We start from the raw sequence: 12,339 nt of genomic DNA on the forward strand, positions 1-12,339 counted from the left end.
GCTGCGCCGCATGACGCCTGAACTCGCACGCCTGATCCTGGCGCAGATATGCCTGCATGCCTGCATGGCCGGCACCCGCATGGCGGCGCCCCTGCTGGCGCTGCGCGAAGGCTACAGCCCCGCGGCGGTCGGTGTGCTGCTCGCGCTGTTTGCCCTGACGCAGGTTTTCCTGGCGCTGCCGGCCGGCCGTTTTGCCGACCGCCACGGCTTGCGGCGCCCTATACGCTACAGCGTGTTCGCCGCGGTGCTGGGGGCCGGGGCGGCGGTGGCTTTTCCGGTGTTCCCGGTGCTGTGCCTGGCGGCGCTGCTTACCGGCGGCGCTACCGGCGCGGCGGTGATTTCGCTGCAGCGCCATGTGGGCCGCGCGGCGGTCGGCGCGCTGGAGCTGCGCCAGGTGTTCAGCTGGCTGGCCATAGGACCGGCCGTGTCCAATTTCATCGGGCCGTTTTCGGCCGGCCTGCTGATCGACCATGTGGGCGCCGTGCCCGGCAGCACCTCGGGCTACCGCGCGGCGTTTTTGCTGATGGCGATACTGCCGCTGGCCTGCTGGTTCCTGGTGCGCAAGACGCGCGAGCTGCCGCCGGTGATCGCCGCCAGTGGCGGCCCGCAGCCCAGGGCCTGGGACTTGCTGCGCCAGGCCACCTTCCGCCGCCTGATGCTGGTGAACTGGTTTTTGTCGTCCTGCTGGGACGTCCATACCTTTGTGGTGCCCGTGCTCGGCTTTGAGCGCGGCATCAGCGCCTCCGTGATAGGCACCATCCTGGGTTCGTTCGCGGTGGCCGCGGCGCTGATCCGCATGGTGATGCCGCTGGTGGCCGCCCATCTGCGCGAGTGGAAGGTGCTGGCGGTGTCCATGCTGGTGACGGCGCTGCTGTTCGGCATCTACCCGCTGATGCACTCTGCCATCGGCATGGGCCTGTGCTCCATCCTGCTGGGCCTGGCCCTGGGCATGGTGCAGCCCATGGTCATGAGCATGCTGCACCAGATCACGCCGGAGGCGCGCCACGGCGAGGCGCTGGGCCTTCGGCTGATGGCCATCAATGCGTCCAGCGTGGTCATGCCCATGCTGTTCGGCTCAGCCGGCGCGCTGATCGGGATTGCCGGCGTGTTCTGGACCACCGGCGCGATGGTGGGCGCGGGCTCGCGCGCGGCCTGGCTGCTGAAGGACAGCATGCCGGCCCACGGCGGGCACGGCGACATCAAAGACGGTAAAAGTCCTTGATCAGGTCCCAGGCGACCTGCGGGTCGTCCACGTACTGGAACAGCTTGAGGTCGTTCGCCGAGATCACGCCCTCTTCCACCAGCATCTCGGTATTGAGCAGGCGCTTCCAGTAGCTGCTGCCGAACAGGATGATGGGCACCGGCTTGGCCTTGCGGGTCTGCACCAGGGTGATGACCTCGAACAGCTCGTCCAGCGTGCCGAAGCCGCCCGGAAACACCACCAGGGCCTTGGCGCGCATCATGAAATGCATCTTGCGCAGCGCGAAGTAGTGGAACTTGAAGGAGAGCTCGGGCGGCACGTAGGGGTTGGCCGCTTCTTCCATGGGCAGCACGATGGCCAGGCCCACGCTGAGGCCGCCGGCCTCGTGCGCGCCGCGGTTGGCCGCCTGCATGATGCCCGGGCCGCCGCCGGTGCAGATGAAGAGCTTGGTTTCCGGCGGCTTCTCGCTGCTGTACTGGGCCACCAGCTTGCCGAAGGCGCGGGCGCTTTCGTAGTAATGGGCATTGCGCGCCAGCTTTTTCGCGCGGTCTATCACCTCGGGGTCGCCGCCGGCCTCGGCCTCGGCCACCATGAGGGCGGAATCCTCCTCGCTGCGAAAGCGGGCGCTGCCGAACACCACCACGGTGTTCTCAATGCCGTGGGCCTGCTGTTCCAGGTCCGGCTTGAGCAGCTCCAGCTGAAAGCGTATGCCGCGGGTTTCGCGCCGCAGCAGGAATTCCGGGTCGGCAAACGCCAGGCGGGAAGCGTCGGCTTCGAGCGGGTTACCCTCATTGGCGTGGGCCTGCAGTGCCGCCCAGGCGTTGGCCAGGCGGCTGACGGATAAATCCTGTTTTTGTTCCATGGGCTTATTGTCAACGATCGGGGAGGGCGGTTGCTTTTCCCGGCACTGGCGCGGGACGCGGAAAGCAAAAAGGCTCCGTGAGGAGCCTTTTGCGGGGTGCCGAAGCGGGTTTACACGCGTTTGCGGTATTCGCCGGTGCGGGTGTCGATTTCGACCACGTCGCCCTGGGCCACGAAGATGGGCACGCCGATTTCAAAACCGGTGGCGATCTTGGCGGGTTTCAGGACCTTGCCGGAGGTGTCGCCCTTGACGGCGGGTTCGGTCCAGGTGATTTCGCGCTGCACGCTGGTGGGCAGTTCCACCGAGATGGCCTTGCCGTCGTAGAACACGACTTCCAGCTCCATGCCGTCCTGCAGGTAGTTGAGCGAGTCGCCCATGTTTTCGGCTTCGACTTCGTACTGGTTGTACTCGGAGTCCATGCAGACGTACAGCGGGTCGGCGAAGTAGGAGTAGGTGCAGTCCTTCTTGTCGAGGACGATCTGGTCCATCTTGTCGTCGGCCTTGAACACGACTTCGGTGTTGAAGTTGGCGACCAGGCTTTTGAGCTTCATGCGCACGGTGGCGGAATTGCGCCCACCGCGGCTGTATTCGGTCTTGAGTACCACCATCGGGTCCTTGCCGTGCATGATGACGTTGCCGGCGCGGATTTCTTGAGCGATTTTCATAGCAGTTTCACTGAGGTAGGCCGCTAAACGCTTGCACCGGTGTGCAGGTTCCGCGGCGGGTTGTGCAGGACGCCAAGACCTGGCTGGTCTTCGGGCTGGTCTGCAAAGCCCATGATTTTAACGTTTTTTTGCCACAAAGCCGAGTAGCCGGGTCGCCAGGTCGTCCTGGGCCGCCAGGCGGGCGCGGCTCGCCTGGGTGGCGGCCTGCCAGATGGGCAGGTCGGCGGGCAGGGGGGCCGGGCCAGTCGCGGAGCTTTGAGGCGTTTCCCGGCTGTTCCAGGCGGCATGAAATGCGCGCAGGGAGGGCGGCGCCTGCAGCCAGTCCAGAAAGGCCTGGAGCTTGGCCAGGTGGATGTCGTCGTGCTGGGGGTAAATCTGCCAGACAAAAGGCCTTCCGGCCCAGAGCGCGCGCACCACCGAGTCCTCGCCGCGCACAAAATTCAGGTCGCAGGCCCAGAGCAGGTGGTCAAACTCCGACTGCGCCAGCAAGGGCAGGTAGGAAATTGAAAGCTGCGAGCCCCCGGTTCGGCCGGGGTTTTCGCCGGCAAGGGCCCGTACCGCGGCGGCCGCGCGGCCGGCGGCTACCAGCAGGCGCACCGGCCGGCCTTGCAGGCCCTGCCGCGCGAATTGCGCGAGCAGGCTTTGCAGCGCCGGGGGTTCATAGCAGAACAGGGCTACCAGGGTTTGTCCCTCGCCGGGGATTCCATGGGCTTGAAGCCACTTGGCGCGGTCAAACTGCGCTTGCCGCTCCAGCAAGCCGGGCTCTCGCAGCAGCCCGCCGGTGTTGTCGGTGAAGCCGGGGTAGAAAAACCACTTGGTCCAGCCGGCTGCCGGGCCGGTTTGCACGGGCGAGGGCAGGGCGTGGCTACGTTCGACATAGTCCTCGGCGGACAGGTATTCGAGGTTGATCCAGACGGGCTTGCGGCCGCTTGCCTGCGCGGCACGGGCGCAGGCGGCCAAAAACTCGGGCGCTATTTCACAGCCGAAGGCCTCGACCAGCACCTCGGTCGGCTGTTGCGCAAGCCCGGCGGCCTGCGGGTCCAGCGGCTTGCCCTCTTGCGGCCAGGGCAACACATGAACCCCCGCGCATCCGGCCGGCGCCATCCAGCGCAGGGCCGAGGCATCGTCCACCCACAGCCGCACCGTGTGGCCCCGCGAGGCCAGGTCGGCGGCCAGGCGCCAGCAGACGCCAATGTCCCCGAAGTTGTCGATGACTTTGCAAAAAATATCCCAAACGCGCGCGGTAGCCATGGCGGGTATTGTGATGCAGCGGCTGCCGCCGTCTCGAAGCGCCGCTACACGGCAAAATAGGGGAATGCCTGAACATCCCTCCGTTGAAAAGCCGAACTCCGGACATGCGCCCGAGCTGCTGGCCGAAGTCGCCGCGCTGCCCGCCTTGCCCGGCGTCTACCGCTACTTCGATGCCGAGGGCGGCGTGCTTTATGTCGGCAAGGCGCGCAACCTCAAGAAGCGGGTTTCCAATTACTTCCAGAAGAATCATGGCGGCACGCGCATAGGCCACATGGTGACCAAGATCGCCCGCATGGAGACCACAGTGGTGCGCTCCGAGGCTGAGGCGCTGCTGCTGGAAAACAACCTGATCAAGACGCTGAACCCGAAGTACAACATCCTGTTTCGGGACGACAAGAGCTACCCCTACCTCAAGCTCACCGGCGCGCGTCCGCCCGTGGAGGGCGAGGCGCCGGCGGCCGCGGTGTTTCCTCGCATTGCCTACTACCGCGGCGCGGTGGAGAAAAAGCACCGCTACTTCGGGCCTTACCCGAGCGCCTGGGCCGTCAAGGACACCATCTTGCTGCTGCAAAAGGTGTTCCGGCTGCGCACCTGCGAAGACACGGTGTTCAACAACCGTACGCGGCCCTGCCTGCTGTACCAGATCAAGCGCTGCTCGGCGCCCTGCGTGGGCCATGTGTCGCCCGAGCAATACGCGCTGGACACCGCCAACGCCGAACGCTTCCTGCAGGGCCAGGCCCAGGACATCCTGACCGAACTCGAGAAAAAAATGCTGGCCCATGCCGAGAAGCTGGAGTTCGAGCAGGCCGCCGAGTTGCGCAACCAGATATCGGCGCTGTCCAAGGTGCTGCACCAGCAGTCCATGGAAATCGGCGGCGACAAGGACGTCGACATCCTGGCGGTGAAAGTGCAGGGCGGCAAGGCCTGCGTCAACCTCGCCATGGTGCGCGGCGGCCGCCACCTGGGCGACAGGGCTTACTTTCCGAGCCATGTCGAGAACGCGGCCGACGTCGCGGCGCTCGATGCCGAGACCGGCACGGAGGCTGTGCCGGCCTCGGCGCCGCCAGCCAAACCGCTGGAGGCCCTGGTGCTGGAAGCCTTTATCGCGCAGCACTACATCGATGTGCCGGTTCCGCCCACCCTGGTCTGCAGCGAAACTGTGGATAAGGAATTGATGGAGGCGCTCAGCGCCCAGACCGGCACCAAGGTCACGGCCATCCACCAGCCGCGCGAGCAGCGCCGCATCTGGCTGGAGATGGCGCAGAAAAATGCCGGCCTGCAGCTGGCCCGGCTGCTGGCCGAGCAGGGCTCGCAACAGGCGCGCACGCGCGCGTTGGCCGAGGCGCTCGATTTGCCACTGGACAACCTGGACACGCTGCGCATCGAGTGCTTCGACATCTCGCACACGGCCGGCGAATCGACGCAGGCCTCCTGCGTGGTGTTCCAGGAGCACAAGATGGTCAACAGCGAATACCGCCGCTACAACATCGAGGGCATCACGCCCGGCGACGACTACGCCGCCATGCGCCAGGTGCTGACGCGCCGCTACACCCGCCTGGCCGAAGCCGCGCGCAACGGCGAGGCCAAGCTGCCCGACCTGGTGCTGGTCGACGGCGGCAAGGGGCAGGTGTCGATGGCGCGTGAGGTGTTCGAGGAGCTGGGGCTGGACCTGGGGCTGATCGCCGGCGTGGAAAAAGGCGAGGGCCGCAAGGTCGGCCTGGAAGAGCTGGTGTTTGCCGACGGGCGCGACAAAGTCTATTTAGGGCGGGATTCGGCCGCGCTGATGCTGATCGCGCAGATCCGCGACGAGGCCCACCGCTTTGCCATCACCGGCATGCGGGCCAAGCGCGCCAAGGTCAGGGTGGGCGGCAGCAAGCTGGAAGATATCGCAGGCATAGGCCCGAAACGGCGTGCCAGCCTGCTGCAGCGCTTTGGCGGCATCCGCGGCATTGCCTCGGCCAGCGCGGAAGACATCGCCACGGTGGACGGCATTTCCAGGGACCTGGCCGAGGAAATCTACCGCGCGCTGCATTGATGCGCCAATGGGCGCCAGACGTATTTGAGCAACGGAAACCACCGTTTTGGTGCGCTTTGACCCGGTGCCCGGCGGGCTTGGTGCGGCTCATGCCAAAATCGGGTCATGTTTCTGACCATCCCAACGCTGATGACCTGGACCCGCATTGTTGCGATTCCGCTGATCGTGGGGGTGTTCTACCTGAACCTGGCGCCTGTCGAGCGCAACCTGATCGCCACCGTGATGTTTGTGGTCTTCGCCGCGACCGACTGGCTGGACGGCTTTCTGGCACGCAAGCTGAACCAGACTTCCTCCTTCGGCGCCTTCCTGGATCCGGTGGCCGACAAGTTCCTGGTCTGCGCCTCCTTGCTGGTGCTGGTGCACCTGCAGCGTGCCGACGTGTTCGTGGCCCTTATCATCATTGGCCGCGAAATCGCCATTTCGGCGCTGCGCGAGTGGATGGCCCTGATAGGGGCGACCAAAAGCGTGGCCGTGCACATGCTGGGCAAGGTCAAGACCACGGTGCAGATGATTGCCATCCCCTTTTTGCTGTTCGACGGTGTGCTCTTCGGCGTGGTCAACACGCACGTCTGGGGCACCTGGCTGATCTGGATCTCCGCCATCCTCACGGTCTGGTCCATGATTTATTACCTGCAAAAAGCCATCCCGGAAATCCGCGCGCGCGCCAAATAGCCCCGCTGTCCCCCTAAAGCTGCCCTCCTTGAGTTCTGCCTCTTCCTCCCCGGGTGCCTTGATCCGGGCCATGCCCGCCGTGTTTGTCCTGATCTGGAGCACCGGCTTCATCGTCGCCAAATACGGCCTGCCTTACGCCCCGCCGCTGACCTTCCTGGCCATACGCTACTTCCTGTCTATTCTTTGTTTCCTGGCCTGGATAGTCCTGACCCGAGCCGCCTGGCCCAGGACGCGCGCGCAGTGGGGCCACCTCGCGGTCACCGGCTTGCTGATGCATGCGGGCTACCTGGGCGGCATCTGGAGCGCGATGAAGGCCGGCATGGGTTCGGGCCTGACGGCGCTCATCGTCGGGCTTCAGCCCGTGCTGACGGCGCTGTGGGTATCGTGGATGTCCTCGGGCGATGCCGGCAACGCGCAGGCCCGGGTCAGCCCGCGCCAGTGGGCCGGCCTGGCATTCGGGCTGGGCGGCTTGTTGCTGGTGGTGTCGCGCAAGTTCGGCACCGGCCAGGAGGTCAGTACGCTGACGCTGGCCTGCACCGTCTTCGCCCTGTTCTGCATCACGGCCGGCACACTCTATCAAAAGCGTTTTGTCCAGCCGACCGATGTGCGCACGGCCAATGCCATCCAGCTGGCGGCGGCCTTTGTGGTGACGCTGCCGCTGGCCTTGTTTGAAACCGAGGCGATCAACTGGAACGTGCATTTGCTGGGCGCCATGGCCTGGTCGGTGCTGGCGCTGACGCTGGGCGGCAGTTCTCTGCTTTACCTGCTGATCCAGCGCGGCGCGGCAACTGCGGTAACCAGCCTGCTTTACCTGGTGCCGCCCACCACGGCCCTGATGGCCTGGGCGCTGTTTGGTGAATCCATCACCACGGCCACCATCCTGGGCACGGCGCTCACGGCGCTGGGCGTGAGCCTCGTGGTGCGGCCCGTGAAGCCGCCGCCGGCCCTGTAGTTTTCCAGGGCGTGTCCTGGAATTGCGCGGCCAGGTGGTCTATCAGCAGGCGTATGCGCCGCGGCTGGTCGGTGCGGTAGGGTGCCAGCCAGTGGATGTCGGCATCGGGCATCGAATAGGCCGGCAGCACGCGCACCAACTGGCCGGAAGCCAGTTGCGGCGCGATGTCCCACAGGCTGCGCAGCATGATGCCGCGGCCTTCGAGGCACCAGTCGCGCACCAGTTCTCCTGAATTGCTGGCCAGGGGGCCGTGGACGCGCACGCGCGCAGGCACCTTGTCGCGCTCCCGGTGCAGCGACCAGACATCAAAGCGCCGCCCCGCGGTGTTGCCGTTTTCACGCACGATCAGGCACGCGTGGTCCTGCAGGGCTTCCAGGCTGGCCGGTGCGCCGTGCTGCTTGATGTAACGCGGCGAGGCCACCAGCACGCGCTGGTTGCGCGCGAGCCGCCGGGACACCCACTGCGCCGCCTGCCGGCCCTCCACCGACCAGAGCCAGATTGCACCGTCAAACCCTTCAAGCGCCAGGTCGGGCAATTGCTCGGTGAGTTGCAGCTGGATTTCCACGCGCGGGTAACGCTCCTGAAAACCGGAAAGCGCGGGTCCCAGCCACAAGCGCCCAAACCCGAAAGTCGCGACGAGGCGTATCAGTCCTGTTGGCTCCGCCTTGCGCTCCTGCAACTCTGATTCGAGCGATGTGAATCCCTGCAGCAGCACCCGTGCGCGCTCGCACACGGTCTCTCCCTCGGCCGTCGGGCTGACCCGGCGTGTCGTGCGCTGGAACAGGCGCTGCCCCAGTTGGGCTTCCAGGGCGGCAAGACGTTTGGTCACGACCGGTGGCGCGACATCGAGGGCCAGTGCGGCGGCGCTCAGGCTGCCGCCGTCGCGAACCGCGAGCACAAGTTCAAGATCGCTGCGATCCATTCATGCCTTAAAAGAAACAATTGATTGCCGGATTATTGCTTGAATCAAGGCGATACGCTAGCCAGAATGAGTCCCACAACGAACAGGAGACTCGCATGCCATTCATGGACCTTCATCACGAGCTGCGCCGATCGTGGTTGCGCCGCGCCGCCTGGCTTGCCTTGGCGTGCATCGCCGCCCCGGCCTGGAGCCAGGGCTTTCCCGACAAACCCATTCGCCTGGTGGTGCCCTATGCGCCGGGCGGCAGTGCGGACATCGCGGCCCGGCTGATTTCGGACGAATGGGGCAAGCGCCTGGGGCAGCCGGTGGTGGTGGACAACCGGGCCGGAGCTTCCGGCAACCTGGGCATGGATGCCGTCGCCAAGTCGCGCGCGGACGGCTACACGCTGTCGCTCAATACGGTGTCGCAGGCGATCAATCCGTCGCTGTTTGCGCGGCTGCCCTTTGACACGCTGAAAGACCTGAAGGCGGTTGGCACTGTGGCCACGTCGCAGCATGTGCTGGTGGTCAACAACCAGGTGCCCGCCAAGACTGTTCGTGAGCTGGTGGCGCTTGCCAAAGCCCGGCCGGGAAAGCTGTCATTCGGCTCGGCGGGCACCGGGAGCACCTTTCATATGGCGGCCGAATTGTTCAAGGCCGAATCGAATACCTTTATTCTTCATGTCCCCTACCGGGGCGGCGGGCCGGCCCTGGTCGATACCATCTCGGGGCAGGTCGATATGAGCTTTCCCGTGCTGTCCGCCGCGCAGCAGCATGTGGCGGGCGGCAAGCTGAGGGCGCTCGCGGTGACGGGCCCAAAGCGCTCGCCCATGTTGCCCGAGGTGCCGACCATGGCCGAAGCCGGGCTGGCGAACTATGTGTTTGAAACATGGTTTGTGGTGAGCGCGCCTGCCGCCGTTTCGCAAGACGTGCTTGGCAAGCTCAACCAGTCCCTGAACGAGACGTTGAATGCGCCCGAAGTCCGGGCGCGCCTGGCGCGCGAGGGTTTTGACGCATGGCCTCAAACGCCAGCGCAGTCCGACGCCTTGATCCGGTCAGAATACCAACGCTGGAACAAACTGGTGGCACAAAAAGGAATCAAGGCCGATTGATGTTCGAAGGATTTTCCCAACGCGACATAGAAGGGCCCGCCGGCAGGCTGCGCACCTTGCAGGGCGGCAGCGGCGCGCCCCTGCTGCTGCTGCACGGCCACCCGCAAACCCATGTGATGTGGCACGCGGTGGCCGGTGAGCTGGCCAAGTCATTTAGCGTGGTCATGATGGACTTGCGCGGCTACGGGGATTCGGCACGGGTCGCGAGCGACGCGGATCACCAGGCCTATTCGAAACGTGCAATGGCGCAGGACGCCGTGTCCGTCATGAAGGCCTGCGGCTTTTCGCGCTTTCAGGTACTGGCCCACGACCGCGGCGGGCGCGTGGCGCATCGCCTCGCGGCCGACCACCCGGATGCGGTGGAGCGTCTGATGCTGCTGGACATCGCGCCCACGCTCGCCATGTACGACAACACCTCGGATGCCTTTGCACGCGCCTACTGGCACTGGTTCTTCCTGATCCAGCCGCCGCCCTTGCCGGAAGCGCTGATAGCTTCCGACCCGTCGCGTTACGTGCGCAGCGTGATGGGCAAGCGTCATGCGGGCCTGGCCGCATTCGCGCCGGCCGCGTTGGCCGAGTACGAGCGCTGCGCGCAAATCCCCGGCACCGCCCAAAGTATTTGCGAAGACTACCGGGCCTCCGCCGGCATCGACCTGGTGCATGACCGCGCCGACGTCGCGGCCAGCCTGAGGCTGGCGCAGCCCTTGCGCGTGCTGTGGGGTGAACACGGCGCAGTGGGCCAATGCTTCAAGGTGCTTGATCTCTGGCGCGAGCGCGCGCTGGATGTGTCGGGCCTGGCCCTGCCTTGCGGCCACTACATCGCGGAAGAGGCGCCGGCGCTGCTGCTGGCCGAAGCGCTGAAATTTTTTAAACCCTGAAAACCCAAAGGAACACCATGAGCAAGAACACCGGCAAAAAGAGAATCGCTGTCATCGCGGGCGACGGCATCGGCAAGGAGGTCATGCCCGAGGGCGTACGCGTGCTGGAGGCCGCGGCCATCAAGTACGGCATTGACCTGCAGTTCGATCATTTCGATTTTTCAAGCTGGGACTATTTCGAGAAGCACGGCAAGATGCTTCCCGACAACTGGAAGGACCAGATCGGCGGCCACGACGCGATCTACTTCGGCGCGGTGGGCTGGCCCGAGAAGATCGCCGACCATGTCTCGCTGTGGGGCTCGCTGCTGCTGTTCCGGCGCGAGTTCGACCAGTACATCAACCTGCGGCCGGCGCGCCTGATGCCCGGCATCATCGCGCCCGTGGTGCGTCGCGACGGCAGCCCGCGCCAGCCCGGCGAGATCGACTTTTACATCGTTCGTGAAAACACCGAGGGTGAATATTCGAGCATAGGCGGAAAAGCCTTTCCCGGAACCGACCGCGAGTTCGTGCTGCAGGAATCGGTGTTCACCCGCATCGGCGTCGACCGCGTGCTGAAATTCGCGTTCGAGCTGGCGCAGTCGCGGCCCAAGAAGCACCTGACGAGTGCAACAAAATCCAACGGCATCTCGATTTCCATGCCTTACTGGGATGAGCGCGTGGCCGAGATGGCGAAAAGCTATCCGGCCATCCAACTGGATAAATTCCATATCGACATACTGACCGCGCATTTTGTGCAGCGCCCGGACTTTTTCGATGTGGTGGTGGCCAGCAACCTGTTCGGCGACATCCTGAGCGACCTCGGGCCGGCATGCACCGGCACCATTGGCATCGCGCCCAGCGCCAATCTCAACCCCGAACGAAAATTCCCCTCGCTGTTCGAGCCGGTGCACGGCTCGGCGCCCGACATCGCGGGGCGCAACATCGCCAATCCCATAGGACAAATTTGGTGCGGTGCAATGATGCTGGAGTTCCTCGGGCACAAGGAGGCGCACGACGGCATACTCGCCGCGATCGAAAAAGTATTGAGTCCCGAAAGTGGTGCGCCGCGCACGCCCGATCTGGGCGGAAAGGCCGGAACGGCCGATGTCGGCAAAGCCGTTGCACAGGCGCTGGTCGGGTCGTAAATTCGTTGGAAAGCCCTGTTTTGTCAAGCATGAAAATTACACACCATGCTTACGATTAAGTCGTGAAAGCGCCGAAAAAACGTCTAGAATCCGCCTCCGCACGTTGTAAAAACTTGCTGCTGTATTGACAGGTTAGAAGTCCATGGCTCTAATTGGAAGCAGCAGAAAACCTGCACAAGCCGCTCCCGCTGACGCTACACCACAGTGTCCCGGGAGATATTTTTTAGAGACAACCAGATTAACTTTTTATCAACGAGGGGCTCCTTGTGAACAAGACCGAACTGATCGAGCACATTGCCAAACATGCTGACATTTCCAAAGCTGCCGCCACGCGCGCGCTGGAATCCACGATTGGCGCTGTGAAAACAACCCTGAAAAAAGGAGGCTCCGTGTCTCTGGTGGGTTTTGGCACTTTCGCGGTGGGCAAACGCGCTGCGCGCACCGGCCGTAATCCACGGACCGGCGATGCGATTAAAATCAAGGCAGCCAAGGTTCCAAAGTTCCGTCCGGGCAAAGCGCTCAAGGATGCTTTGAACTGACAAGAACGTTTGACGTGGGGTGCTTAGCTCAGTTGGTAGAGCAGCGCCCTTACACGGCGTAGGTCGGCGGTTCGAGCCCGTCAGCACCCACCACCCACGAGGAAAAAGGCGAACGAGGTTCGCCTTTTTTGTTGGTGGGCCCAGGTT

Annotated in this window: 12 protein-coding genes and 1 tRNA gene; 9 read left to right on the forward strand and 4 right to left on the reverse strand. The window is 64.5% G+C overall.

Annotation, left to right across the window (positions count from 1 at the left end; all coding sequences use genetic code 11):
• Positions 1-10: 10 nt before the first annotated feature.
• On the forward strand, positions 11-1,222 hold the full coding sequence (locus AC1D09_RS19980; protein ID WP_477661943.1) for an MFS transporter: 1,212 nt from the start codon (positions 11-13) through the stop codon (positions 1,220-1,222).
• Here the strand turns inward: AC1D09_RS19980 and AC1D09_RS19985 are convergent.
• The 3 genes from AC1D09_RS19985 to earP all read right to left on the reverse strand — a co-directional run bounded on the left by AC1D09_RS19985 (position 1,200) and on the right by earP (position 3,979).
• Positions 1,200-2,063, reverse strand: a complete 864-nt coding sequence (locus AC1D09_RS19985; RefSeq protein WP_477701192.1) for an LOG family protein — start codon at positions 2,061-2,063, stop codon at positions 1,200-1,202. The two genes, AC1D09_RS19980 and AC1D09_RS19985, sit on opposite strands and share 23 nt — an antisense overlap.
• Positions 2,064-2,173: 110 nt before the next feature.
• Entirely contained in the window at positions 2,174-2,728 is a 555-nt protein-coding gene (efp, locus tag AC1D09_RS19990) for an elongation factor P (RefSeq protein WP_007868500.1), read from the reverse strand.
• A 117-nt stretch (positions 2,729-2,845) separates the two neighbouring features.
• On the reverse strand, positions 2,846-3,979 hold the full coding sequence (gene earP / locus AC1D09_RS19995) for an elongation factor P maturation arginine rhamnosyltransferase EarP (RefSeq protein ID WP_477661945.1): 1,134 nt from the start codon (positions 3,977-3,979) through the stop codon (positions 2,846-2,848).
• A 64-nt stretch (positions 3,980-4,043) separates the two neighbouring features.
• Between earP and uvrC the strand changes: the two genes are divergently transcribed.
• The 3 genes from uvrC (at position 4,044) to AC1D09_RS20010 (ending at position 7,638) form a co-directional block, all read left to right on the forward strand.
• Positions 4,044-6,014: an excinuclease ABC subunit UvrC gene (uvrC, locus tag AC1D09_RS20000; RefSeq protein ID WP_477661946.1), complete on the forward strand. Its 1,971-nt coding sequence runs from the start codon at positions 4,044-4,046 to the stop codon at positions 6,012-6,014.
• A 105-nt stretch (positions 6,015-6,119) separates the two neighbouring features.
• Positions 6,120-6,686: a CDP-diacylglycerol--glycerol-3-phosphate 3-phosphatidyltransferase gene (gene pgsA, locus AC1D09_RS20005; protein WP_477701193.1), complete on the forward strand. Its 567-nt coding sequence runs from the start codon at positions 6,120-6,122 to the stop codon at positions 6,684-6,686.
• A gap of 70 nt (positions 6,687-6,756) precedes the next feature.
• Positions 6,757-7,638, forward strand: a complete 882-nt coding sequence (locus AC1D09_RS20010) for a DMT family transporter (protein WP_477701194.1) — start codon at positions 6,757-6,759, stop codon at positions 7,636-7,638.
• Here the strand turns inward: AC1D09_RS20010 and AC1D09_RS20015 are convergent.
• The gene (locus tag AC1D09_RS20015) at positions 7,580-8,560 is read right to left on the reverse strand and encodes a LysR family transcriptional regulator (protein ID WP_477701195.1); all 981 of its coding nucleotides are present in this window, start codon (positions 8,558-8,560) and stop codon (positions 7,580-7,582) included. The genes AC1D09_RS20010 and AC1D09_RS20015 overlap by 59 nt on opposite strands.
• Positions 8,561-8,655: 95 nt before the next feature.
• On the opposite strand from AC1D09_RS20015, the gene AC1D09_RS20020 reads away from it, so the two are divergent.
• The 5 genes from AC1D09_RS20020 (at position 8,656) to AC1D09_RS20040 (ending at position 12,285) form a co-directional block, all read left to right on the forward strand.
• Entirely contained in the window at positions 8,656-9,651 is a 996-nt protein-coding gene (locus tag AC1D09_RS20020) for a Bug family tripartite tricarboxylate transporter substrate binding protein (RefSeq protein WP_477661950.1), read from the forward strand.
• Positions 9,651-10,529, forward strand: a complete 879-nt coding sequence (locus AC1D09_RS20025) for an alpha/beta fold hydrolase (RefSeq protein ID WP_477661951.1) — start codon at positions 9,651-9,653, stop codon at positions 10,527-10,529. The genes AC1D09_RS20020 and AC1D09_RS20025 overlap by 1 nt, the downstream gene beginning before the upstream one ends.
• Positions 10,530-10,546: 17 nt before the next feature.
• Positions 10,547-11,653 carry a tartrate dehydrogenase gene (locus AC1D09_RS20030; RefSeq protein WP_477661952.1) on the forward strand — a complete coding sequence of 369 codons (1,107 nt, stop codon included), beginning with the start codon at positions 10,547-10,549 and terminating at the stop codon, positions 11,651-11,653.
• A gap of 266 nt (positions 11,654-11,919) precedes the next feature.
• On the forward strand, positions 11,920-12,192 hold the full coding sequence (locus AC1D09_RS20035) for an HU family DNA-binding protein (RefSeq protein WP_007874140.1): 273 nt from the start codon (positions 11,920-11,922) through the stop codon (positions 12,190-12,192).
• 17 nt (positions 12,193-12,209) lie between these two features.
• A tRNA-Val gene (locus tag AC1D09_RS20040) sits at positions 12,210-12,285 on the forward strand.
• The last annotated feature ends 54 nt before the right edge of the window (positions 12,286-12,339 follow it).

Source organism: Polaromonas sp. P1_A2 (assembly GCF_056406895.1).